Raw genomic sequence first — 21,807 nt, forward strand, 5'->3', positions numbered from 1 at the left:
TTTCGCTGTTCGGTGGGAGGCGGTGCCTGCTCAGCGGTCCACGATGCGGTCGTACTGCGTCGTGGTGTGCCGCAGATGCGCCACCAGTTCCTCGCCGACCTGGGGCTCGGGGGCGTCCCCCGGCACGAAGAGGATGGAGACCTGCATGTGCGGGGGCTCCGCGAACCACCGCTGCTTGCCCGCCCACACGTACGGCGAGAGGTTGCGGTTGACGGTCGCCAGGCCCGCCCGGGCCACGCCCTTGGCGCGGGGCATCACGCCGTGCAGCGCCTTGGGCGACTCCAGGCCCACCCCGTGCGACGTACCGCCGGCCACCACGACCAGGTAACCGTCCGAGGCCGCCTTCTGCTGGCGGTAGCCGAAGCGGTCGCCCTTGCCGATCCGGGTGACGTCCAGGACCGAGCCGCGGTACTCGGTGGCCTCGTGGTCGCCGAGCCACAGGCGCGTACCGATCCGCGCGCGGAACCGGGTCTGCGGGAACTGCTGCTGGAGGCGGGCCAGTTCGTCGGACTTGAGGTGGCTGACGAACATCGTGTGCAGCGGCAGCCGGGCGGCCCGCAGCCGGTCCATCCAGCCGATGACCTCCTCCACCGCGTCGGAGCCGTCGGCACGGTCCAGCGGCAGGTGGAGAGCGAAGCCCTCCAGCCGCACGTCCTCTATGGCCGCGGCCAGCTTCGGCAAGTCCTCCGGCAGCACACCGTGGCGCTTCATGCTGCTCATGACCTCGATGACCACGCGGGCGCCCACCAGGCCGCCCACGCCCTCGACCGAGGAGACCGAGCGGATGGCGCGGTCCGGCAGGGGAACCGGTTCCTCACCGTGCCGGAAGGGGGTCAGCACGAGCAGGTCACCGCTGAAGTAGTCCTTCATGCGGGCCGCTTCGTACGTCGTGCCGACGGCGAGGAGGTCGGCACCGAGCCGGGTCGTTTCCTCGGCGAGGCGCTCGTGGCCGAAGCCGTAGCCGTTGCCTTTGCAGACCGGGACGAGCCCGGGGAACTGCTGCAGAACGCTCTGCTGGTGTGCCCGCCAGCGCGCGGTGTCGACGTAGAGGGTGAGCGCCATGGCCGGGCCCGGAACCTTTCTCGTGGCTGCGTTGCGGTCGAACAGGGGGGTGGTGGTCAGCGGCGCGACATGTAGATGTCGAGCGCCTTGTGCAGGAGCTTGTTGAGCGGGAAGTCCCACTCGCCCAGGTACTCGGCTGCCTGCCCGCCGGTGCCCACCTTGAACTGGATGAGGCCGAAGAGGGGGTCGTTCTCGTCGAGCGAGTCGCTGATGCCGCGCAGGTCGTAGACGGTGGCGCCCAGCGCGTAGGCGTCGCGCAGCATCCGCCACTGCATGGCGTTGGACGGCCGCACCTCACGGCCGATGTTGTCCGAGGCGCCGTAGGAGTACCAGACGTGGCCACCGACGACCAGCATCGTCGCGGCGGAGAGGTTCACGCCGTTGTGCCGGGCGAAGTACAGTCGCATACGGTTCGGGTCCTCGGTGTTGAGGGCCGTCCACATCCGCTGGAAGTAGCCGAGCGGCCGGGGCCGGAAGTGGTCCCGCTCCGCGGTGATCTCGTACAGCCGCTGCCACTCGGCGAGGTCCTCGTAGCGGCCCTGGACGACCTCGACGCCGGCCTTCTCGGCCTTCTTGATGTTGCGGCGCCACAGCTGGTTGAAGCTCTTGTGGACGTCCTCCAGCGAGCGGTTCTCCAGCGGCACCTGGAAGACGTACCGGGGCTGCACGTCGCCGAAGCCGGCCCCGCCGTCCTCGCCCTGCTGCCAGCCCATCCGGCGCAGCTTGTCGGACACCTCGAAGGCGCGCGGCTCGATGTGGGTGGCCTGGACGTCGCGCAGGCGCTTGACGTCCGGGTCCTGGATGCCGGACTTGATCGCCGAGGAGTCCCAGCGCCGGATGATCACCGGCGGGCCCATCTTCACCGAGAAGGCGCCCTGCTGCTTCAGGTGCGCCAGCATGGGCTTGAGCCAGTCCTCCAGGTTCGGGGCGTACCAGTTGATGGCAGGACCCTCGGGCAGGTAGGCGAGGTACCGCTTGATCTTGGGCAGCTGGCGGTAGAGGACCAGGCCCGCGCCGACCAGCTGCCCGCTCGCGTCGAACCAGCCCAGGTTCTCCGAGCGCCATTCGGACTTCACATCGGCCCAGGCCGGGACCTGCATGTGGCTCGCCGAAGGCAGACTCTGGATGTACGCCAGATGCTGCTCTCGGCTGATGGTCCTCAGGGTCAGGCTCATGCGGGGCGCTCCTCGGCAGGTGTGTCCCCATGGTCGGGGCTCCGGCTCTCGCGCCGAAGCCTACTGCGACAGGGGAGCGCCCCGTTTGGGCGAAGGGGGGTGGAGCCGCCACCGCCCGGATCGCCGCCTAGCCGAGCACACCGCCGAAGAGGCCGCCGTGTGCCATGCCGAGGAAGAAGCCGACCGCCGCGGCGCCGAGCCCGATGATCAGCAGAAAGCGCTCGCCGGTCGTCGCGGAGATGAACTGTCCCCAGGCGCCGGTGGCGATGCCGATCAGTCCCGTCCAGGAACTGAGCAGGTGAAGGTGGTGGAAGTGGGCGGTGAAGAAGGCGACCGCGCCGAACACCAGCGTCGCGGCGACCAAGGTGTTCTCGACGGGATGGGCCTTGCCGTCGCTGTTCAGCAGGGAGAGAAGGCCGTGCTGCGGCCGGACTGCCTGTGCCATGCGGCACCTCCGTAGACAGGGCGGCGAACTGTAACGCCGCTCACACCCGTTGTGTTCCAGATTGGGGGGATCAGCGGCCGGATTTCAACCGGAAGCCCGGAGGCAGGTACTCTGTACAGTCTGCGCCCACGTCTGCCCAGGTCTCCTGGCCGGTCCGGGCGCGGAACGCATCATGACCCTCCTGCCACGGAACGACCGTGGCCGCTGAGTCCAAAGGAGGTGGGTTCAACATGCGTCACTACGAGGTGATGGTCATCCTCGACCCCGATCTCGAGGAGCGCGCTGTCTCCCCGCTGATCGAGAACTTCCTCTCCGTCGTCCGCGAGGGCAACGGAAAGGTCGAGAAGGTCGACACCTGGGGCCGTCGTCGTCTCTCGTACGAGATCAACAAGAAGCCCGAGGGCATCTACTCGGTCATCGACCTGCAGGCCGAGCCTGCGGTCGTCAAGGAACTCGACCGTCAGATGAACCTGAACGAGTCGGTCCTCCGGACCAAGGTCCTCCGTCCCGAGACCCACTGAACGCATCAGCGTCAGCGGTGACCGGGTTCGAGTAGCAGCAACACCAGCAGCCAGCAGCACACCCGCCGAGAGGTTCCCCTAATGGCAGGCGAGACCGTCATCACGGTCGTCGGCAATCTTGTCGACGACCCCGAGCTGCGCTTCACCCCGTCCGGTGCGGCGGTCGCGAAGTTCCGCGTCGCGTCCACTCCCCGCACCTTCGACCGTCAGACCAATGAGTGGAAGGACGGCGAGAGCCTGTTCCTGACCTGCTCGGTGTGGCGTCAGGCGGCGGAGAACGTCGCCGAGTCCCTCACGCGGGGTACCCGCGTGATCGTGCAGGGCCGCCTGAAGCAGCGGTCGTACGAGGACCGCGAGGGCGTCAAGCGCACGGTCTACGAGCTCGACGTCGACGAGGTCGGCGCCAGCTTGCGCAACGCCACGGCCAAGGTCACCAAGACCAGCGGCCGCGGTGGCCAGGGCGGCGGCTTCGGCGGCGGCCCGCAGGGTGGCGGTGGCCAGGGTGGCGGCGGCTGGGGCGGCGGCCCCGGCGGCGGCCAGGGCGGCGGTGCTCCCGCCGACGACCCGTGGGCGACCGGTGCCCCTGCAGGCGGCGGCCAGCAGGGTGGCGGCGGCGGTGGTGGCTGGGGCGGCGGCTCCGGCGGCGGCTACTCGGACGAGCCGCCCTTCTAGGTCCGACGACCGGCACGTACGCACGCTGTTTCACGTGAAACAGCGTGAAAACGGCCGGGGGCCTGAGGGCGTCAGCACAAACTTCTTGAACTCACTGGAGAGAGACAATGGCGAAGCCGCCTGCTCGCAAGCCTAAGAAGAAGGTTTGCGTGTTCTGCAAGGAGAAGATCTCCTACGTCGACTACAAGGACACGAACCTGCTGCGGAAGTTCATCTCCGACCGCGGCAAGATCCGTGCCCGCCGGGTGACCGGCAACTGCACCCAGCACCAGCGTGACGTCGCCACGGCCGTGAAGAACAGCCGTGAGATGGCGCTGCTGCCCTACACCTCCACCGCGCGATAAGGGAAGGGTGACCGACTCATGAAGATCATCCTCACCCACGAGGTCTCCGGCCTCGGCACCGCCGGCGACGTCGTCGACGTCCGCGACGGGTACGCCCGTAACTACCTGGTCCCGCGTGGTTTCGCGATCCGCTGGACCAAGGGTGGCGAGAAGGACGTCGAGCAGATCCGCCGCGGTCGCAAGATCCGCGAGATCGCCTCGGTCGAGCAGGCCAACGAGGTCAAGGGCCAGCTTGAGGGCGTCAAGGTGAAGCTGGCCGTGCGTGCCGGCGACGCCGGCCGCCTGTTCGGCTCCGTCACGCCGGCCGACGTCGCCTCGGCGATCAAGGCCGCCGGCGGCCCCGACGTGGACAAGCGCCGCGTCGAGCTCGGCTCGCCGATCAAGACCCTGGGCGCGCACCAGGTGTCCGTGCGTCTGCACAGCGACGTCGTCGCGAAGCTGGGCGTCGAGGTCGTCGCCGCCTGATCGCAGCGTCGTAGCACGTAGCACGCCGAAGGGCCGCACTCCGGAAACGGGGTGCGGCCCTTTCGCATGCTGTCTCAGCCTTCGTCCTCGTCCTGCGCCCGCTTGTAGAGGTCGGCGACAGCGTCACCGAAGTACGAGGCGTAGGAGACGTCGTCCTCGTCGCCGCCGCCCAGATGCCCGCCCAGCACGCCGATCACGGTCCCGGTGTGGCTCTTGGGGTCGTAGTCGGCCAGCCAGGGGCTGCCGCTCGTACCGCCCGCGAAGTCGGTGCACTGCACGCGCATCTGGGTGTCGCTGAACTTCGTGGTGCGGTTGTGGCAGGAGATCGGGGTCTCGCTGCTGGTGGGGTAGCCGGTGATCTTCACTTCGTTGTCGAAGCCGGGGTCGATGCCGAGGGTGTTGCCGCCCAGCACGTCCTGGATCTGCTTGCCGTCCTTGCTGCCGAGGACGAGGAAGGCGACGTCCATGTCCTCGTCCTGGGACTTGGCCCAGCGGTCGTCGACGACGACCTTCTCGACCTTCCACAGGCCGTTCGGTTCCTTGCCGTCGCGGTAGTCCGGAGCGAACACGAGGCCCTTCACGGCCTCGCCGGTCTCGGCGTCGAAAGCGCAGTGCGCCGCGGTGATCAGCATGTTCCGGCCGGGGCTCTGTACGACGCTGGCGGTGCAGAAGTGGTCGCCGGTGTCGTCCTTCTCGAAGACCGCGCCTACCCGGGCGTTCTGCTCGGTACTGCGCGGGGTGTACGCGCTGCCGTCGTCGGCGGGCGCGGTGGCAGACGGGTCCTGGTCCTGGGGGTCCTGGCCGGACTCCCCCGACTTGCCGTACCCGCTCCTGAGGGAGCCGTTGCCACGGCTGCTGGTGTCGGCATCCTGAGACGCGTAGCCCACTATGACGCCTGCCCCGATGACGGTCAGCGTCAGGGGCAGGATGATCTTCCTGGCAAGCGGGCGCACACGGTCATTATCAACACGGGGCCGTGGTTTCGGGTGCCTTCAACGCGAGGCTCCGGTCACAATCCAGCGGCCCGACCGGGTGCGTGCCCACAATGTCAGCATCCGCACGGTCATCATCAGCGTCATGGCCCACCACAGGGCGGTCAGGCCGCCGCCGACGACCGGTACGAGGAGTGCGGCAGGAGCGAAGAGGGCCAGCGTCACCAGCATCGCCCAGGCCAGGTAGGGGCCGTCCCCGGCGCCCATGAGCACGCCGTCGAGCACGAAGACGATGCCGGCGATCGGCTGGGTCAGCGCGACGACGAGGAGCGCGGGCAGCAGAGCGCCCTTGACGGCCGGGTCGGCGGTGAACAGCGGCATGAACAGCGGCCGCGTGAGGACGACGAGCAGGCCGAGCACCACGCCGGAGGCGATGCCCCACTGCACCATGCGGCGGCAGGCCGCCTTGGCGCCCGCCACGTCGTCGGCGCCCAGGTAGCGGCCGATGATCGCCTGTCCGGCGATGGCGATGGCGTCCAGGGCGAAGGCCAGCAGTGACCACAGGGTGATCACGATCTGGTGGGCGGCCACCTCGGCGTCACCGAGACGGGCGGCGACGGCGGTCGCGATCATCAGGACGGCGCGCAGCGAGAGCGTACGGACCAGCAGCGGTACTCCGGCCTGGGCGCAGGCGCGGATGCCGGCGGCGTCCGGGCGGAGGGAGGCACCGTGCCGGCGGGCGCCGCGCACCACGACGAACAGGTAGACGGCGGCCATGCCGCACTGGGCGACGACCGTTCCCCAGGCGGAGCCGGCGATGCCGAGCCCGGCGCCGTAGACCAGGGCGACGTTCAGGGCCGCGTTGACGGAGAAGCCGCCGATGGCGACGTACAGCGGGGTGCGGGTGTCCTGGAGGCCGCGCAGTACGCCGGTGGCCGCCAGGACCACGAGCATGGCCGGGATGCCGAGGGCGCTGATGCGCAGGTAGGTGATGGCATGCGGGGCGGCGGTGGCGGAGGCGCCGAAGATGTCGACGAGCCAGGGCGCGGTGGGCAGGACGGCGGCGAGTACGGCGGCGCCCAGGAGGAGCGCGAGCCAGATGCCGTCCATGCCCTGGCGGATGGCGGCGGAGCGGTCGCCGGCGCCGACCCGCCGGGCGACGGCGGCGGTGGTGGCGTACGCCAGGAAGACGAAGACCGAGACGGCGGTCGTCAGGAGCGGTCCGGCCACGCCGAGTCCGGCGAGCTGCCGGGTGCCGAGGTGGCCGATGACGGCGCTGTCGACCATGAGGAAGAGCGGTTCCGCGACGAGCGCGCCGAAGGCGGGCAGCGCGAGCGAAATGATCTCGCGGTCGTGGCGGCGGTCGGTGCGCCGCGGCGTCGCGGGAGCCTGTGTCATGCCGTCAATCTAATCTTCCACAGGTAAGAGACACAACTGTATTGCGCTCCTTACTCTGCGCCGGGCGGAGCGTTCTCCTCCGTGGCGTTCGGGTCGATCATGAACAGGTTGCCGAAGTTTTTCTCCCCCACAGCCTATGGACGACAAAGGTGCAGGTCAGAGCGGCTGTGGTCGGCTGATTGTGTGTTTGTCCACAGCGGTGTCCCCCGTGCCGTGCACAGGTTCGGCGCACTTCTCCACAGGAACACGTCCATCGTCCACATGGCCTGTGGATAACCAGATTGGCGGACGGTGCCGACAGGCCTACCGTAGTCCGGCGCCTGGCCCCTGTTCCGGTCTGAGAACCCATCCGAACTCGACGCGCCGTAACCGGAGTCGGGCGTCTCGTTTGTCAGAGCCGTGCCGTAAGAAAGAAGGGCACAGCAAGGTCCGCGCCGCGGACGGGAGGAGGTGCCGGGGTGAGTATGCCCGAGCCCGTGGAGGACCCCTGGGCGGACGCCGGCCCCAGCGACCGGCTGCCCGCCGCGCGCTCCCGCCGAGGTGAGGGCAAGGGCCGCGGCCGCGACGACCGGCGTGATCGCGGCGGTGACGAGGAGGGCGGCTGGCCCTCCGGTGGCTTCGAGCGCGTACCGCCCCAGGACCTGGACGCCGAGCAGTCCGTGCTCGGCGGCATGCTGCTGTCCAAGGACGCCATCGCGGACGTCGTCGAGGTCCTCAAGGGCCACGACTTCTACCGGCCGGCCCATGAACTGATCTACCAGGCGATCCTCGACCTGTACGCGAAGGGCGAGCCGGCCGACCCGATCACGATCGCGGCGGAGCTGACCAAGCGCGGCGAGATCGCCCGGGTGGGCGGCGCGTCGTATCTGCACACCCTGGTCCAGTCCGTGCCGACGGCGGCCAACGCGGAGTACTACGCCGAGATCGTCCACGAGCGCGCGGTCCTGCGCCGGCTCGTCGAGGCCGGCACCCGCATCACCCAGATGGGATACGCGGCCGACGGCGACGTCGACGAGATCGTCAACAGCGCCCAGGCGGAGATCTACGCCGTCACCGAGCAGCGCACCAGCGAGGACTACCTGCCGCTCGGCGACATCATGGAAGGCGCGCTCGACGAGATCGAGGCGATCGGCTCCCGCCAGGGCCAGATGACCGGCGTCCCCACCGGCTTCACCGACCTGGACTCCCTGACCAACGGCCTGCACCCCGGCCAGATGATCGTCATCGCGGCCCGTCCCGCGATGGGTAAGTCCACCCTCGCGCTGGACTTCGCCCGGGCGTGCTCCATCAAGAGCAATCTGCCGAGCGTGATCTTCTCGCTCGAAATGGGCCGCAACGAGATCGCGATGCGTCTGCTGTCCGCCGAGGCGCGGGTGGCCCTGCACCACATGCGCTCCGGCTCCATGACGGACGAGGACTGGACCCGGCTCGCCCGCCGGATGCCGGACGTGTCGGCCGCACCGCTCTACATCGACGACTCGCCGAACCTGTCGATGATGGAGATCCGCGCCAAGTGCCGCCGCCTCAAGCAGCGCAACGAACTCAAGCTGGTGGTCATCGACTACCTCCAGCTGATGCAGTCCGGCGGCTCCAAGCGCGCCGAGAGCCGCCAGCAGGAGGTCTCGGACATGTCGCGAAACCTCAAGCTGCTGGCCAAGGAGCTGGAACTGCCGGTCATCGCGCTCTCGCAGCTCAACCGTGGCCCCGAGCAGCGTACGGACAAGAAGCCGATGGTCTCGGACCTGCGTGAATCCGGCTCCATCGAGCAGGACGCGGACATGGTCATCCTGCTGCACCGCGAGGACGCCTACGAGAAGGAGTCGCCCCGCGCGGGCGAGGCCGACCTGATCGTGGCCAAGCACCGTAACGGCCCGACGGCGACGATCACTGTGGCCTTCCAGGGGCACTATTCGCGGTTTGTGGATATGGCGCAAACTTGATGTTGGGCTGATGTCGGTCTGACTGGGGGCGTCCTGGTCGGGTGGGGATTGGGGGCGGTGCGGCCCGAACTACCCGCTCCCGGCTACCCGTCCATGGGCCCGCGCGGCGAGTGGCTCATTCGGTGTGCTGGGCCTGGGTGAAGAAGCTGATCACCTCCTGGGGCGTGGGGTTGCGGCCGACTGCGACGGCTGCCGCGGCGCTGCGGGGGAACAGCGCTTGTTCGTATGCGGTGAGGGCGGCCTCGATGTCGTCGGGGTGTGCGGCGAGGGCCTGGCCGAGTTCGGCGCCGTCGAGCATGGCCAGGTTGGCGCCTTCGCCGTTCGGGGGCGAGAGGTGGGCGGCGTCGCCGAGCAGGGTGACGCCCGGTACCCGGTCCCAGCGGTGCCCGATCGGCAGGGCGTGGAGGGAGCGCAGGACCGGTGCGGTTCCGCCGCCGGTGATCAGGGCGGTGAGTTCCGGTGCCCAGCCTGCGTACTCCTGCGCGATCCGCGCGGCGGCCCCGGCGGCGTCGGTGAAGTCGATGGCCGCGAACCAGTCCTGCGGCTTGGCCAGTGTGAGGTAGGCGTGGAGGGTCCCGTTCTTCTCCCGGTGCGCCACGAACCACTTCCCGTGCTCGTCCGGGTCGACCGCCCCGAGCGTCCCGCTGCCGACCGCCTTCGCGGTGGCCGGGTGCAGGGTGTCGGCGTCGTACAGAAAGGTTTCGACGAAGGACCGGCCCACGTATTCGGGTATCGCGCCGGAGAGCAGGGGGCGGACGCGCGACCATGCGCCGTCCGCACCGACCAGCAGGCTGGTGACGACGGTGCTGCCATCGGCAAAGGCCACCTCGTGACGCCCCTCGGCGAGGGCACGGATGCCGGTGGCTTTGCGGCCCCAGCGGACGGTGCCGGCGGGGAGCGAGTCGAGCAGGATCTGCCGCAGCTCGCCGCGCTGTACCTCGGGGCTTTTGCCCGTGCCGTCGTCGGCCTTGTCGAACAGGACGGTTCCGTCCCGGTGGAGGAGCCGTGTCGCTTGGCGGCCCTCCAGGACGATGCCGCGGAACTCGTCCATCAGGTCGGCCGCCTGGAGGGCGAGTTGACCGTTGTGGTCGTGGATGTCGAGCATCCCGCCCTGCGCACGCGCCGTCGGGGAGGGCTCGGCCTCGTAGACCGTGGCGGGGATGCCGTGGAGGTGCAGGACGCGGGCGAGCGTGAGGCCGCCGAGGCCGGCGCCGATGATCGTGACAGGAGTGTGCACGGGGCTCCTTACGGGGCGCACACCTGCCGGGTGGGTCGATCCCGGCAGGGTCTCTGGATGGAATGGGGTTTGCCGGGGGTGCGTGGTGCGAGTGCGTGAGAGCCGGGGCCCGGCGCCCGGAGCTGGGGGCCCGGGGCCGGTTCAGGTGACGGTCACGCGGTGTTCTTGGGTGTGGGGTGAGGGGGTGGGAGGGGGCGGTGGCGCGGCGTCTCCGCGTGTGAGGTCAGATGACGATGACGCGGCGTCCGCGCGTGTGTCCGGCCTGGCTGTCGGTGTGCGCCGCCGCGGCGTCGGCGAGCGTGTACGACTTCTCGATCGGGATGTGGAGCTTCCCCCGCGAGATGAGGTCGGCGGCCTCGGCGAGAGCCCGCGGTACGCTCCCGGCCACGCCGGAGAAGCGGACACCGAGGTCCGGCGCACCGAGATCGGCGATGGAAATCACCTTCTGCGCATCTCCGGTCAGCTCGACGAGTTCGCGGATCACGCCCGAGCCGGCGAGGTCGAGAGCCGCGTCGACACGGCCGAGCTGCCGCACCCGCTCGACCCATCCCTCGCCGTACGTCGTGGCGAGGGCACCCAGGCTCCGGAGATAGTCCTGGTTCGCGGCCCCGGCCGTGCCGATCACTGTGATGCCGCGTTCGCGGGCGATCTGCAGCACCGCCGACCCGACTCCCCCTGACGCACCGCTGACCAGCAGCGTCTGCCCGGACTGCACTCCGACCTCGTGGATGACGCGCAGCGCGGTCTCCACCACGGAGGGGTACCCGGCCGCCTCTTCGAACGTCAGGCCCTCGGGCATCCGGGCCCAGGCCGACAGCACGGCGAACTCGGCGTACGTATTCGTCCCTTCGCCGAACACGTGGTCGCCGACCGCCACCCCGTCGACGCCTTCGCCGACCTCGTCCACCACCCCGGAGGCGTCCAGGCCGACTCCGGACGGCAGTTCGAGCGGATGGGCTCCCAGGATCTGGCCTTCGCGGATTCTCCAGTCGACGGGGTTGACGCCTGCCGCGCGCACGGCGATGCGTATCCGGCCGGGGCCCGCGTGGGGCTCCTCGGCGTCTATGAGGTGCAGAACGTCCGGACCGCCGAACTCGGTGAAGTTCACTCTCTTCATGCCAGGGACCGTAACACTAACCGTTAGTGTTTTGGAACTGGTGTTGTTTCGTGACTGGTAGCGTGCGGGTATGACCGTGCCGCCCGGACGCCGTGAACGTAAGAAGGCCGCGACCCGCCAGAAGATCGCGGAGGCGGCCCTGCGGCTGTTCCTGGAACGCGGATACGACAAGGTGGGCATCCGGGAGGTGGCTGCCGAGGCCGACGTGGCCGTCACCACGCTCTTCTCGCACTTCGCCTCGAAAGAGGCCCTGGTCTTCGAGCAGGACCAGGACTTCGAGCAACGCCTCACCCAGGCGGTCACCGGCCGGGCGCCGGGCGAGCCGCTCATCCCCGCGCTGCACCGCGAGGTCCTAGCCCTGGTGCGGCACTGCACGGCGGAAGGCGCGGACCCGATCTGGAACATGATCGACTCCTCGCCCGCCCTGCGGGCCTACGAGGAGTCGATGCGGCTGCGCCACGCGGAATCGCTGGCGGCCGCCATTGCCGCCGACGCCGACCTCCCGCAGTCCGCTACGGCCGGCCGGGCCATCGCGAGGTTCGCGATCGACGCCTTTGCACTGGCCCGTGAGGCAGCCGACCCGGACGCCGCGGTGGACGAAATCTTCCGGATGATCGAGGCGGCTTGGGAGGCCGGCAGCGCCTCTTGAGAAGTGCCGGGGCGGCGTGCGTGGGGTACTTCGCGTGGGTCTGGGGCTTTTCCTCCGGTCAGGTAGGGCAGGGCGACTCGGTCGGTCGAGATGCAGCCGGACTTCAGCGGGACCTCATCCGTCGTCGTTCCGGACGCCTCGCCCCTCCCCGTCCTCGCCTGACAGCCGGGACCTGAGTGCGGCGGCCACGAAGGACGCGACCATCGGCCGGCGGTCCTGCTCGTTCCAGGCGAGGACGAGGCGGCTGGGCGGCGCGTCGGTCACCGGGACGCAGACCAGGCCGGCCGGAACCGGTTCGACCAGCGAGCGGGGGAGCACCCCGATCATCCGGTTCGCCGTGATCATGTGGAGCAGCTGGATGACGTCGGCGACCTCGGGGCCGGTGCCGTCGCCCCCGGGAACCCCTCTCCAGCGGGGCAGAGTCTCGCCCTCCAGATCGGACCTCCGCACCGAAGCGCGCCTGGCGAGCCGGTGCCCGGACGGGACGACGACCACGCGGTCCTCGGCGTGCAGCGTCTCGTGGTCCAGACCGTCGAGATCGTCGAACGGAACGTAAAGCAGGCCGACATCGGCCCGGCCGTCGCGCAGGAAGTCGACACGGTCCGCGGGGCCGCTGAACAGGATGTCCACCCGGCGGGCGTCGTGCTGGTGGGCGTACTCGGCCAGGATCGTGGAGAGCAGGCCGGCATCGCCACCGGGCTTGAGTACGAGCCGCAGGTGTCCCGAGGGGTCGCCGGCGCGCCGGGCGCTCTGGACGGCGGCGCTGACCGCGTTGAGCGCGTGCCGCCCGTGTTCCTGCAATGCCTGTCCGGCCGGTGTCAGTTCGACGTGACGGCTGGAGCGGATGAACAGCGGGACGCCGAGCCGGGTCTCGATCCGTTGGATCGCCTTCGACAGCGCCGGCTGGGCGATCGAGAGGCGGGCGGCGGCGCGGCCGAAATGCAGTTCGTCGGCGACGCCGAGGAAGTACTCCAGCTCGCGGGTCTCCAGTTCAGCCATGCCTGGAGGTTATCGCTGGATATCGAATGGGTCTTGGACGTCTGCTGTGTGCGTCCCCAAGAATTGCATCATGATTCACCACACGATGATCGTTTCCTTCGATCGGCCGCTGCCCGACGTCGAGCTGGACCAATATCTCGCAGACATCGAACGAGCCATGCTCGACACCGGTCTGGTGCAGTCGGTCGTGGCCCGGCGACACGTTCCCCTCCCCGGCGAGGAAACCATTCCGGCGCTGATAGCGACTGCGATCGTGCAGGTCGCCCTGGACGGCACGGACGCGTTGGCGAAAGCGTTCACCACGCCCGCCCTGCACGAGGTGATCGAGCACTGGCAATCGCGGCATCCGTACAAGGTGGCCTGGGCGAACCACGAGCCGCTGGTATAAGCGGCGTTTCCCGAAGCACGCATGTCAGCACTTCACCCCCACCTGCGCTTGACGCACATCAGCACTTCACCCACAGCTGATCACCCGCAACTGTTCGGTCAAAGAACGGACCATCATGCGCATCGCAGTACTCGGCGCGTCCGGGCGGGTCGGCCGCCTGCTCGTCGACCAGGCACTTGAGCGGGGTCACCAGGTCGTGGCCCTCGTCCGTACCCCGGATCGGGTCGCCGTGCCCGCGTCGCGGCAGGTCGTGGACGTCCGGCAGGCGGATGTCTGCTCCCCGCAGACCTTCCCCGGCCTGGATGACGTCGACGCGGTCGTCTCGGCCATCGGTATCGGCAAGGACGACGGGCCGGGGGCGCTGGTCGCCGGGGCCGGGCTGCTCGCCGCGGCACACACCCGTACGGTGTGGCTCGGTGCGCTGGGGTCGGGCCCGTCGGAGCGCGCGGGCGGCCTGATCTACCAGGCGGTGATGCGGATGGCCGTCGGCGCGGAACTGGCCGAGAAGGCCGAGGCCGATCAGGTCGCCCGGAAGGGCGGCGCCACGGTGTTCCATGCCCCCGACCTCAAGGACGGGCCCCTGAGTGTCGGCCGACGCCTCGTGCCGCTCGCCGATCTACGGCGGCCTCTGCTGCCGCCCAGAATTTCCCGCGCCACGGTAGCCGCGCTCATGCTGGACGAGGCGCAAACGGGCGACAACGGGGGTGAAATTGTCGTACCGCTGAGTTGATCTGGGCTGATCTGATCTGATCTGGGCTGATCTGTTTGCCGTCCGTGACGCGACGCACGTTTGGGCAGCGCAGCAGGCAGCAGGCAGCAACAAGCGGCAGGCAGCAGCCCGCTGCTCCCGCGCCCCTTACTGCCCGTCCAGGTCGGCAGCCTTGATCGCGCGTTGCGTGAAGACATCCTCGCGGCGCTCCTCCATCTGCCGTAGCGCGTCCTTGCGGTCCCGCTTGGAGAGCCGGTCGAGGTACGTGTGGCCGACGAGGTGATCCGTCTCGTGCTGCAGGCACCGGGCGAAGTAGCCCGTCCCCTCGATGACGAGCGGATTGCCGTCCTTGTCGAGTCCGCGCGCAACGGCGTGATCGGTGCGAGGAACCGTCATGGCGGCACCGGGCACGGACAGACAGCCCTCGAATTCGTCGACGAGTCGGCGGTTCCCCGGGTCGGGCAGGTCCAGAACCGGGTTGAGGATGTGGCCGACGTGGCGGATGCCGTGGTCGTCCGGGCAGTCGTATACGAACAGCCGCAGGTCGACGCCCACCTGGTTCGCGGCCAGGCCGGCACCGTCGGCCACGTACATCGTCAGGAACATGTCGTCGATCAACTCCGACAGTTCCGGCGACCCGAACTCGGTGACGTCCCGGCAGGGGCGGCTCAGGACCTCCTCACCCACCACCGTGATCCGGCGCATCGACCCCCGTTCCGCCTCCGGGGGCAGCGATGGGTACGTGTCGACGGGTTGTCCCTGCACCCGGACTCGCCGGTCTACGGAGCCGGCCTGATCGTGACGAACGGACATCGCGGTTTCCCCTCCTGCGCACGCCATGCATGCCGCGGATGGCCCGCGGCCGATTGCCTTCGAGCGCGACGCGCTTGCCAAGGCCTTTGCAAAGTAGCAGACTTTGCAAAGTGACAGATGACGATCTCGCCCCTCCGCCCGGCCGGACTCGGGGTGCCGACGACGCACTGCGTGAGCATGAGGTGCGCAGGGCGCTGCTGGACCTGCTGGCCGAGGTCGGCGCGGTCACGGCGACCGAAGCGTCCGCCCGTTTGGGATACAGCTCCGGCCTCTGCTCGTTCCACCTGCGGCAACTCGCCCGCTACGGATACATCGAGGAAGCCCCGCACCGCGGAGGCCGCGCACGCCCCTGGAGGCTGAAGCAGGGCGACTCGACCGACGATGCACGCGCCGCGGAGGCGCAGTTCGGTGACTTGGCCCGCGGGCTGGAGGACGAGAGCTGGCAGCGATGGCTCGCCCAGCGGGGCCACGCGCCGTCCGAATGGCGTCACGACGAAGCCTTCAGCGCCGTCGCCTACTTGACGCCGGAAGAGATGAGCCGAGTCGCGGACACCATCCGGCGGGCACTCGCCCCCTACCAGGACCGCGAGCAACGCCCCCTGGCCCGGCCCGAGGGCGCTCTACCGGTGGCCTTGATCACGCGCCTGTTTCCCCTGCTGCCGGACCCGGCCGGCCCTGCGATGGAAACGGGCCCGGCGAACGAAGCGAACTAAGCATCTGAAGCAGATGGAGCGGACGGAGCGGACGGAGCGGACGGACCAGGCGGGGCCTGGCGGTGGGGACGAGTGGGAGCCCGCCGCCCGCCCGACTGTCAACGGCAGGTGCTCTACAGCGCGCTGTGTTCGCCGGTCGCGTTGTCAGTGGCCGCTGAGATGCTCCACCGCATGACTCCTTGGACTCTCAACGACATCGCGAAAGCTGTGCGTTCGGGCTGGGCCGCCGACACGTGTTCGCCCGATGATCACGCCCGTACGCCCTGGACCAGCGACAACCCCGCCTGGGGCCAATGCGACATCACCTCGCTCGTCGTGCACGACCTGTTCGGCGGCGAACTTCTGGTCGGCGAGGTCCACCTCGACGGGGAGCAGCACGGATACCACTGGTGGAACCGGCTTCCCAGCGGCATCGAGATCGACCTCACGTATGAGCAGTTCCGGCGCGGTCAGGTGGTTTCCGGTCGCCGGGCCGTTCCCCGCCCCGAAGGGCGACCGCCGCGCCGGGCCGAGGAGTACGAACTGCTGCGTGGCCGGGTCTGGCGTGGGCTCGGTGTGGATGTGGATGCGAAATTCGGTGCCGAGGACGCAGCGCCGCCGGCCCGGCTTTGACCTTCAGGTTGCTTGAGGTCCCAGAATCGCGGTCATGAACGAGAGCGAAGAGCTTCTGGGCATCGGGGCGTTCGGACGCCGGGTGGGCCTGGCTCCGAGCGCCCTGCGCTTCTACGACGACTGCGGCGTCCTGCGTCCCGTCAGGGTCGATCCGGTGAGCGGATATCGCTTCTACGGGGTTGGGCAGGAGGACCGTGCCGTACTGCTGCGCAAGCTGCGGGAGGCCGGGCTTCCTCTGGTGGATGCCGGGGCCGTGCTCGACGGTGGCGAAGCGGAGGCCCGTACGGTGCTCCGGGCGCATCTGGAACGTACGCGGCGGACGGCGGCGGCCGCGCAAGAGCTGGTGGAGGGGATCCTGCGGGAGCTTCCGGCCGAGGCGCTGGAGCGGCCCCGGGCGCGGGCCGGTGTCGGGGGCGCGGAACTGGCCAGCGCGGTACGACAGGTAGGGCCCGCGGTCGCGGACGCCGAGACGCGGGCGGAGTTCCCGGTCCTGGGCTGCGTATTGCTCGAAATCGACGACGGTGAAGTGCGGTTGGCGGCAACCGACCGTTATCGGCTGTCGGTCCGGGTGCTGAGGGCCGGCACGATGGCGGGCGGCCCCGCTCGGGTGCTCATCGACGCGGGAGAACTGGCGGGCATGGCGGCGTGGGGGCTCCGGCAGCCACACGTCGACGTCGAAGTGGACGGCGAGAGTGTGCGCCTGGTCGGGGAGGCCGGAGAGCACTGGGTGTCCTCGGGGTGTCCGGGAGAGTTTCCCGATTACCGGGCCGTGCTGGACGGGCTGGGGGACGTACGGCATCGGGTCATCGCGGACCGGAGGGCGCTACGGGAGGCCTTCGCCGAACGGGAGAAGGGCGCCGCGATCACAGTGCGGACCGGGACGGAGGAGGCAGTCGTCAGCGGGGGCGGGGGCGTGCCCGTCGTAGTGCATGCGCTCTGTACGGGGCCGTCGCTGCGGATGGCTTTCGACCCTGCGGTTCTTGTTCCTGCGCTCGACGCCGGAGTGGGGCCCGACGTGCTGCTGGAGATTGCTTCCGGGGAGGAGCCGGTCGTGGTGCGTTCCGCGGACCAAGGCAGTTTCACCACCTTGGTCATGCCGGTACAGGAGCTTGTTTCACGTGAAACAGCCTGAGGACCGGGCTGGAGGCACGACGGAAGCCCCGGCTGGAGGCCGGGCTGAAGAACGAGCCGGTAGGAGGAGCGGGACGATGGATGCGGGGAACCACGTGGTGCGGCTGTGCGTACGCGGCATGGAAGCCGAAGCACGGGGCGAGGACGAAGCAGCCCGTCGGCTGTTTCTGCTGGCGTGGCAGGACGCGAAGGACGACTACGAGGCGTGCGTTGCCGCCCATTACGTAGCCCGGCACCAGGCCACCCCGGAGGACACACTCCGGTGGAACCAGGAGTGCCTGGACCGGGCGGACCGCGTGGGCGGCGAGCGGGTACGAGGCTTCTACGCCTCTCTGTACGTGAACATGGCGCGCGCCCACCGGGATCTGGGCGACACCGCCGTGGCGCACGGGTACTTCGTGCGGGCTGCCGACCGGGTCCGGGACGTGCCCGACGGCGACTACGGCCGGTGGAACCGGTTCGCGATAGCGGAAGGGCTGCGGGAGACGGCTGCCGAGTCCGCGGACGCCGGCCCAGGAGGGAACCGGATGGCGGCTGGGACGGTGGACGGGGTGCTGTCGAGCTTGCTGACCGCGTTGTGCGCGCGCAACGATCTCAAGGCGCTGGGGTTGATCCTGCCTGCGTATCTGGGAGATCTCGGTTCCGAGGAGGACCGGGGGCGGCTCCGTTCGGCGCTGCACATGGTCCATGCGGCGCGGTGGCTACCGGCGGAGGATCAGAAGGTTCTCGGGGAAGCCATCGCGATGCTGGCAGAGAAGACCGGCTCGTCCATACCGGCCTGAGTCAGCTCAGGGGTCCTACTGATCCGAGTCAGCTCAGGGCGTCCATCGAGTCGATTCAGCTCAGGTGTCGGCTTGAGTCAGTTCGCACCGTGGGTGGTTACCGTCGGGACGGGCCGCCGCGTTCGCCAATGCGTTCCGAGCCTGTTCGGCGCGGTCCAGCTGGCTGCTGACCTGGTCCCGTACGTCCTGGAGCTGGGTGATGCAGGCGTCCAGCTCCGCGAGTTTGCGGCGGTAGACCTGGAGCGAGGCGGGGCAGGAGTCGCCGGCGGGATGTCCGGCACGCAGGCAGTCCACGAAGGGCCTGGTCTCCTCCAGCTCGAAACCGAAGCGCTGCAACATCTGGATCTGCTGGAGCAGCCGCAGGTCCGTCTCGCTGTAAGTGCGGTGGCCGTTGGCTGTGCGCTCGGCATGGAGCAGGCCGCGCGCCTCGTAGTACCGCAGGGTGCGGGTGGTGGTTCCCGCGCGCTCGGCGAGCTCTCCGATCCTCATGTCCCCGCTCCTCATGCCCCGCTCCTGCTCCCGCTTCCGCTCCCGTTTGCGTCACCGTCCGGCCCGGCTCGGTGGTGTTCCGGGCGCCACGGTGGCGACCGTATCCGTTGACGCCGACGTCACGTCCAGGGTCCGGGACGCCTTCGGCGCGACGGGTGATGGGATAGGTGTCCCATCCTTGCCCATGACCGTGGTTGTTGAGCTGTCGAGGAGTGCTAGCTATGAGCGCCAGATCGTCCGACGTACCTCAGGAGCGGAATCCCCACCAGGACATGAACAGCCCGGGGGACGACGGTGTGGAGCAGTCCGGAGCGCTGCTGCCGGAGACGCGGCGGGCCTTGTTGCGGCGGCTCGCGATCGGCCAGGCGCAAGGGCGCGCGCCGTCGATGACGGGAGCGGTGGTACGGGACGGAGAGGTGGCCTGGTCCGGCGCCCGCCAGGGCATTCCCGGAGGCGCCGGTGGGGCCGGTGTCCAATACCGGATCGGGTCGATCACCAAGACGTTCGTCGCGGTGCTGGTGCTGCGGCTGCGCGACGAGGGCCTGCTCTCGCTGGGCGATCCGCTCGGTAAGCACGTCCCGGGCAGCGCGGCCCCGGACGTGACCGTCGCGCAGCTCCTGGCGCACAGCTCCGGGCTGTCGGCTGAATCCCGCGGGCCCTGGTGGGAGCGGACGCCCGGTTCGCTGCGGCCGGAGCCCGGCGACCTGTTCGACGAGAACCCGCGCCGCCTGCCCGCCGGACGGCAGCACCACTACTCCAATCCCGGCTACGCCTTGCTGGGCTCGCTGATCGAGCAGTTGCGCGGCGGACGGCCCTGGGGGGAGGTACTGCGCCATGAGGTGTTGGAGCCGCTGGGCATGAGCCGTACGACGCTCCAGCCGCAGGCCCCGCACACCGAGGGCTGGGCGGTGCACCCCTGGGCGGACGTACTGCTGCCGGAGCCCGCCCAGGACACCGGACTGATGAGCCCGGCCGGACAGCTGTGGTCCACGATCGAGGACCTGGGCCGTTGGGCGGCGTTCCTGGTCCGTGGTGACGACCGGGTCCTCGGTGCCGCGACGCTCGCCGAGATGCGGACTCCGGCCGTACCGCCCGAGGACACGGAGTGGGACGGCGGCTACGGCCTCGGCCTTCAGCTCATGCGGTGGAACGGGCGCCTGCTCTTCGGCCACACCGGGTCCATGCCCGGGTTTCTCGCGTCCCTGTGGATCGACCCGGCCGAGGACGTCGCAGGTATCGCGTTGGCGAACTGCACCTCGGGCCCGGCCATCAGTGCGGCCGCCGCCGACCTGGCCGGAATCGTCGCGGACCGGGAACCGCGGATTCCGGAGCCGTGGCAGCCGCTGGCCGGGCCCTTGGACGAGGATCTGCTGGCGCTCACCGGGCCGTGGTACTGGGGTGCGCACCCGTACGTGGTGCGGCTGGCGGCCGACCGTGGCCTGCAGATCTCCCTCATGTCGGGCCCCGGCGGACGCGGCTCGCGGTTCCGTGCGGAGTCCGACGGCACCTGGACCGGGCTGGACGGCTACTTCATGGGCGAGAGGCTGCGCGTCGTCCGTGGTGAGGACGGCTCGGTCAGCCACCTGGACGTGGGCACCTTCGTCTTCACCCGGGGGCCGTACGAGCCCGCCGGGCCGGTGCCGGGCGGAGTGGACGCCGAGGGCTGGCGCGGGCGCTGACGATCTCGTCGGGCCTGCCCCGTATGAGCCGCACGGCTTGCAGCGGGCCCGGCGGCAGGTGTGGCAGGTCGGGCCGGCCCGACCTGCCCGGCAGCCGTGGTCAGCCGGTCAGGCGTGGCAGGCCCGGCGGGCATGGCAGCACCGGCGGACGTGCCGAGAGGCCCGTACGTCCGGGGAGGGTGCCCCGGACGTACAGTCGAGCCAGATATCAGGAGCCGCCGCACCGCGGCCCGCTACCGCTGGAAGGCCACCGTGACTGACGCGACCGCCGTGAACACGACCTCCGACGCCCCGGACCTGCTCGACCTGCCGCCGCTCACCGCCGGACACTTCGCGCGGATCGAGGACAAGGTCGCGGCACTGATGCGTACCCGGGCCGACGTGGTGGCCACGCAGGGCGAGGCGCTGCTCCCGCTGGAGGCGTGCATCCGCTCCGCCGTGGGCCCCGGCAGCACCGCGCTCAACATCGTGACCGGACCGTACGGCGAGACTTTCGGCGGCTGGCTGCGGTCCTGCGGCGCCGAGGTCGTCACGATCAGTGCCCCGTTCACGGGGGCCGTACGTCCGGAGCAGGTGGCGGAGGCACTGCGCGAACACCCCGCCATCGATTTCGTGAGCCTGGTGCATGCGGAGGCCGCGACCGGCAATACCAATCCCGTCGCCGAGATCGGCGCCGTCGTGCGTGAGCACGGCGCACTGCTGATGCTGGACGCGGTCGCCTCGGTGGGAGCCGAGCCGTTGCTCACCGACGAGTGGGGCGTCGACCTGTGCGTGATCGGTGGGCAGAAGGCGCTGGCAGGGCCGGCCGGCGTCTCGGCCGTCTCGGTGAGCGCTCGGGCCTGGGAGCGCATCGCGGCCAACGTACAGGCTCCCCGTCGCTCCTACCTCTCGCTCTTGGACTGGAAGGAGCGCTGGATCGACGGCGGCCGTACCGCGCTGCCGCATGCTCCGGCGCAACTGGAGATGCTCGCCTTGGAGCAGGCGGTGGACCGTGTCGACGTGGAAGGCCTCGATGCGGTCATCACCCGGCACCGGGCCGCTGCCGCGGCGGTACGGGCGGGTGCGCGGGCGCTCGGCGCGCTGTCCCCGTACGTGCTGCGGGACGAGGACGCGGCCCCGGCGGCCACGACGCTGCGTGCCCCCTCGGACATGGACGCCCGAGAGATCGTCTCCGCGGCGCTGGACGCGGCAGACGGAACGGTCGCGCTGCCCGTACAGGCCGCCGCAGGGGCGCTCGCCAAGGAAATGATCCGGGTCAACCACTACGGCCGGGCAGCGGAGCGGGGCGTGGTGCTGGCGTCCCTTGCGGCGCTGGCGGCGGGCCTGCGAGCCCTCGGCACGACGGTGGACGGTGACGGGGCAGCCGTGGCGGCAGCTGCCGCCTGGGACGAGGTCATCGCGGGCTGAGACTGCCGACGAACAGAGGGCCCGCAGTTGGGGGTGTCGTTTATAGTGTTGAGACCCCCCCACAAACAGTGTGGCGGGTACGGTTTTTAGTGAATTAGTCCTAGCGGGGTGGCGCGGGGGGGGGCGCG

General features: G+C 69.9%; 24 protein-coding genes. 14 read left to right on the forward strand and 10 right to left on the reverse strand.

The genetic code is table 11. From position 1 onward, the window contains the following. Positions 1–30: 30 nt before the first annotated feature. The 3 genes from ACFV57_RS08020 to ACFV57_RS08030 form a co-directional block, all read right to left on the reverse strand. Positions 31–1,062: an alanine racemase gene (locus tag ACFV57_RS08020; RefSeq protein ID WP_385226917.1), complete on the reverse strand. Its 1,032-nt coding sequence runs from the start codon at positions 1,060–1,062 to the stop codon at positions 31–33. A gap of 56 nt (positions 1,063–1,118) precedes the next feature. Continuing rightward, on the reverse strand, positions 1,119–2,237 hold the full coding sequence (locus ACFV57_RS08025; protein WP_385226920.1) for a lipid II:glycine glycyltransferase FemX: 1,119 nt from the start codon (positions 2,235–2,237) through the stop codon (positions 1,119–1,121). A 127-nt stretch (positions 2,238–2,364) separates the two neighbouring features. After that, positions 2,365–2,682 carry a hypothetical protein gene (locus ACFV57_RS08030; RefSeq protein ID WP_385226923.1) on the reverse strand — a complete coding sequence of 106 codons (318 nt, stop codon included), beginning with the start codon at positions 2,680–2,682 and terminating at the stop codon, positions 2,365–2,367. Between the two features lie 230 nt (positions 2,683–2,912). Here ACFV57_RS08030 and rpsF point away from each other — a divergent pair, with 230 nt between their 5' ends. The 4 genes from rpsF to rplI all read left to right on the forward strand — a co-directional run bounded on the left by rpsF (position 2,913) and on the right by rplI (position 4,684). Then, positions 2,913–3,203 (forward strand): 30S ribosomal protein S6, encoded by a 291-nt coding sequence (gene rpsF / locus ACFV57_RS08035; protein WP_003978891.1) that lies wholly within the window; start codon positions 2,913–2,915, stop codon positions 3,201–3,203. Between the two features lie 81 nt (positions 3,204–3,284). Next, a complete protein-coding gene (locus tag ACFV57_RS08040) occupies positions 3,285–3,875 on the forward strand; it encodes a single-stranded DNA-binding protein (RefSeq protein WP_385226926.1) in 591 nt (196 codons plus the stop codon). 107 nt (positions 3,876–3,982) lie between these two features. Then, positions 3,983–4,219, forward strand: a complete 237-nt coding sequence (rpsR, locus tag ACFV57_RS08045; protein WP_003978893.1) for a 30S ribosomal protein S18 — start codon at positions 3,983–3,985, stop codon at positions 4,217–4,219. A gap of 18 nt (positions 4,220–4,237) precedes the next feature. Continuing rightward, the gene (rplI, locus tag ACFV57_RS08050; protein WP_031007733.1) at positions 4,238–4,684 is read left to right on the forward strand and encodes a 50S ribosomal protein L9; all 447 of its coding nucleotides are present in this window, start codon (positions 4,238–4,240) and stop codon (positions 4,682–4,684) included. Between the two features lie 74 nt (positions 4,685–4,758). Here rplI and ACFV57_RS08055 read toward each other — a convergent pair whose 3' ends face one another. Together ACFV57_RS08055 and ACFV57_RS08060 are read right to left on the reverse strand one after the other, a co-directional pair. Next, complete coding sequence (locus ACFV57_RS08055; RefSeq protein WP_385226931.1) at positions 4,759–5,637, reverse strand: trypsin-like serine peptidase; 879 nt, start codon at positions 5,635–5,637, stop codon at positions 4,759–4,761. Between the two features lie 39 nt (positions 5,638–5,676). Then, complete coding sequence (locus tag ACFV57_RS08060) at positions 5,677–7,014, reverse strand: MATE family efflux transporter (RefSeq protein WP_385226934.1); 1,338 nt, start codon at positions 7,012–7,014, stop codon at positions 5,677–5,679. A 464-nt stretch (positions 7,015–7,478) separates the two neighbouring features. Here ACFV57_RS08060 and dnaB point away from each other — a divergent pair, with 464 nt between their 5' ends. Further along, a complete protein-coding gene (gene dnaB / locus ACFV57_RS08065) occupies positions 7,479–8,954 on the forward strand; it encodes a replicative DNA helicase (RefSeq protein ID WP_030017091.1) in 1,476 nt (491 codons plus the stop codon). Positions 8,955–9,069: 115 nt separating this feature from the next. On the opposite strand, the gene ACFV57_RS08070 is transcribed toward dnaB, so the two are convergent. After that, the gene (locus ACFV57_RS08070) at positions 9,070–10,191 is read right to left on the reverse strand and encodes an FAD-dependent oxidoreductase (RefSeq protein WP_385226937.1); all 1,122 of its coding nucleotides are present in this window, start codon (positions 10,189–10,191) and stop codon (positions 9,070–9,072) included. 223 nt (positions 10,192–10,414) lie between these two features. Next, on the reverse strand, positions 10,415–11,308 hold the full coding sequence (locus ACFV57_RS08075; protein WP_385226940.1) for an NADP-dependent oxidoreductase: 894 nt from the start codon (positions 11,306–11,308) through the stop codon (positions 10,415–10,417). 70 nt (positions 11,309–11,378) lie between these two features. On the opposite strand from ACFV57_RS08075, the gene ACFV57_RS08080 reads away from it, so the two are divergent. Continuing rightward, complete coding sequence (locus ACFV57_RS08080) at positions 11,379–11,957, forward strand: TetR/AcrR family transcriptional regulator (protein ID WP_385226942.1); 579 nt, start codon at positions 11,379–11,381, stop codon at positions 11,955–11,957. Between the two features lie 114 nt (positions 11,958–12,071). Here the strand turns inward: ACFV57_RS08080 and ACFV57_RS08085 are convergent, their stop codons facing one another. After that, positions 12,072–12,956, reverse strand: coding sequence for a LysR family transcriptional regulator (locus tag ACFV57_RS08085; protein WP_385226945.1), 885 nt, complete (start codon positions 12,954–12,956; stop codon positions 12,072–12,074). A gap of 70 nt (positions 12,957–13,026) precedes the next feature. Here ACFV57_RS08085 and ACFV57_RS08090 point away from each other — a divergent pair, with 70 nt between their 5' ends. Both ACFV57_RS08090 and ACFV57_RS08095 read left to right on the forward strand, forming a co-directional pair. After that, positions 13,027–13,344: a hypothetical protein gene (locus ACFV57_RS08090; protein ID WP_385226948.1), complete on the forward strand. Its 318-nt coding sequence runs from the start codon at positions 13,027–13,029 to the stop codon at positions 13,342–13,344. A gap of 115 nt (positions 13,345–13,459) precedes the next feature. Further along, positions 13,460–14,074 (forward strand): NAD(P)-dependent oxidoreductase, encoded by a 615-nt coding sequence (locus ACFV57_RS08095; RefSeq protein ID WP_385226951.1) that lies wholly within the window; start codon positions 13,460–13,462, stop codon positions 14,072–14,074. 126 nt (positions 14,075–14,200) lie between these two features. Here ACFV57_RS08095 and def read toward each other — a convergent pair whose 3' ends face one another. After that, the gene (gene def, locus ACFV57_RS08100) at positions 14,201–14,866 is read right to left on the reverse strand and encodes a peptide deformylase (RefSeq protein WP_385226954.1); all 666 of its coding nucleotides are present in this window, start codon (positions 14,864–14,866) and stop codon (positions 14,201–14,203) included. Between the two features lie 110 nt (positions 14,867–14,976). Between def and ACFV57_RS08105 the strand changes: the two genes are divergently transcribed. From ACFV57_RS08105 to ACFV57_RS08120, 4 genes are all read left to right on the forward strand, one after another. Continuing rightward, the gene (locus tag ACFV57_RS08105) at positions 14,977–15,579 is read left to right on the forward strand and encodes a winged helix-turn-helix domain-containing protein (protein WP_385226957.1); all 603 of its coding nucleotides are present in this window, start codon (positions 14,977–14,979) and stop codon (positions 15,577–15,579) included. A gap of 171 nt (positions 15,580–15,750) precedes the next feature. Then, on the forward strand, positions 15,751–16,191 hold the full coding sequence (locus ACFV57_RS08110) for a hypothetical protein (protein WP_385226996.1): 441 nt from the start codon (positions 15,751–15,753) through the stop codon (positions 16,189–16,191). A gap of 34 nt (positions 16,192–16,225) precedes the next feature. Then, entirely contained in the window at positions 16,226–17,323 is a 1,098-nt protein-coding gene (locus ACFV57_RS08115) for a MerR family transcriptional regulator (RefSeq protein ID WP_385226960.1), read from the forward strand. Between the two features lie 76 nt (positions 17,324–17,399). After that, positions 17,400–18,104: a hypothetical protein gene (locus ACFV57_RS08120; protein ID WP_385226963.1), complete on the forward strand. Its 705-nt coding sequence runs from the start codon at positions 17,400–17,402 to the stop codon at positions 18,102–18,104. Positions 18,105–18,164: 60 nt separating this feature from the next. Here the strand turns inward: ACFV57_RS08120 and ACFV57_RS08125 are convergent, their stop codons facing one another. Next, positions 18,165–18,593 carry a MerR family transcriptional regulator gene (locus tag ACFV57_RS08125; protein ID WP_385226966.1) on the reverse strand — a complete coding sequence of 143 codons (429 nt, stop codon included), beginning with the start codon at positions 18,591–18,593 and terminating at the stop codon, positions 18,165–18,167. Between the two features lie 272 nt (positions 18,594–18,865). Between ACFV57_RS08125 and ACFV57_RS08130 the strand changes: the two genes are divergently transcribed. Continuing rightward, a complete protein-coding gene (locus ACFV57_RS08130) occupies positions 18,866–20,272 on the forward strand; it encodes a serine hydrolase domain-containing protein (protein ID WP_385226999.1) in 1,407 nt (468 codons plus the stop codon). A gap of 252 nt (positions 20,273–20,524) precedes the next feature. Then, on the forward strand, positions 20,525–21,679 hold the full coding sequence (locus ACFV57_RS08135; protein ID WP_385226969.1) for a pyridoxal-phosphate-dependent aminotransferase family protein: 1,155 nt from the start codon (positions 20,525–20,527) through the stop codon (positions 21,677–21,679). Positions 21,680–21,807: the final 128 nt, after the last annotated feature.

The sequence above is a fragment of the Streptomyces sp. NPDC059788 genome, from assembly GCF_042732265.1.
Lineage (GTDB): Bacteria > Actinomycetota > Actinomycetes > Streptomycetales > Streptomycetaceae > Streptomyces.

What these genes read in the sequence shown, in the direction of transcription:
- ACFV57_RS08040 (WP_385226926.1), top strand. Translation starts at nt 3,285, where the DNA reads ATGGCAGGCGAGACCGTCATCACGGTCGTCGGCAATCTTGTCGACGAC.
- ACFV57_RS08060 (WP_385226934.1), bottom strand. Translation starts at nt 7,014, where the DNA reads ATGACACAGGCTCCCGCGACGCCGCGGCGCACCGACCGCCGCCACGAC.
- rpsF (WP_003978891.1), top strand. Translation starts at nt 2,913, where the DNA reads ATGCGTCACTACGAGGTGATGGTCATCCTCGACCCCGATCTCGAGGAG.
- ACFV57_RS08025 (WP_385226920.1), bottom strand. Translation starts at nt 2,237, where the DNA reads ATGAGCCTGACCCTGAGGACCATCAGCCGAGAGCAGCATCTGGCGTAC.
- ACFV57_RS08110 (WP_385226996.1), top strand. Translation starts at nt 15,751, where the DNA reads ATGACTCCTTGGACTCTCAACGACATCGCGAAAGCTGTGCGTTCGGGC.
- ACFV57_RS08030 (WP_385226923.1), bottom strand. Translation starts at nt 2,682, where the DNA reads ATGGCACAGGCAGTCCGGCCGCAGCACGGCCTTCTCTCCCTGCTGAAC.
- dnaB (WP_030017091.1), top strand. Translation starts at nt 7,479, where the DNA reads ATGCCCGAGCCCGTGGAGGACCCCTGGGCGGACGCCGGCCCCAGCGAC.
- rplI (WP_031007733.1), top strand. Translation starts at nt 4,238, where the DNA reads ATGAAGATCATCCTCACCCACGAGGTCTCCGGCCTCGGCACCGCCGGC.
- ACFV57_RS08080 (WP_385226942.1), top strand. Translation starts at nt 11,379, where the DNA reads ATGACCGTGCCGCCCGGACGCCGTGAACGTAAGAAGGCCGCGACCCGC.
- ACFV57_RS08085 (WP_385226945.1), bottom strand. Translation starts at nt 12,956, where the DNA reads ATGGCTGAACTGGAGACCCGCGAGCTGGAGTACTTCCTCGGCGTCGCC.
- ACFV57_RS08115 (WP_385226960.1), top strand. Translation starts at nt 16,226, where the DNA reads ATGAACGAGAGCGAAGAGCTTCTGGGCATCGGGGCGTTCGGACGCCGG.
- def (WP_385226954.1), bottom strand. Translation starts at nt 14,866, where the DNA reads ATGTCCGTTCGTCACGATCAGGCCGGCTCCGTAGACCGGCGAGTCCGG.
- ACFV57_RS08090 (WP_385226948.1), top strand. Translation starts at nt 13,027, where the DNA reads ATGATTCACCACACGATGATCGTTTCCTTCGATCGGCCGCTGCCCGAC.
- ACFV57_RS08130 (WP_385226999.1), top strand. Translation starts at nt 18,866, where the DNA reads ATGAACAGCCCGGGGGACGACGGTGTGGAGCAGTCCGGAGCGCTGCTG.
- ACFV57_RS08095 (WP_385226951.1), top strand. Translation starts at nt 13,460, where the DNA reads ATGCGCATCGCAGTACTCGGCGCGTCCGGGCGGGTCGGCCGCCTGCTC.
- rpsR (WP_003978893.1), top strand. Translation starts at nt 3,983, where the DNA reads ATGGCGAAGCCGCCTGCTCGCAAGCCTAAGAAGAAGGTTTGCGTGTTC.
- ACFV57_RS08125 (WP_385226966.1), bottom strand. Translation starts at nt 18,593, where the DNA reads ATGAGGATCGGAGAGCTCGCCGAGCGCGCGGGAACCACCACCCGCACC.
- ACFV57_RS08120 (WP_385226963.1), top strand. Translation starts at nt 17,400, where the DNA reads ATGGATGCGGGGAACCACGTGGTGCGGCTGTGCGTACGCGGCATGGAA.
- ACFV57_RS08020 (WP_385226917.1), bottom strand. Translation starts at nt 1,062, where the DNA reads ATGGCGCTCACCCTCTACGTCGACACCGCGCGCTGGCGGGCACACCAG.
- ACFV57_RS08075 (WP_385226940.1), bottom strand. Translation starts at nt 11,308, where the DNA reads ATGAAGAGAGTGAACTTCACCGAGTTCGGCGGTCCGGACGTTCTGCAC.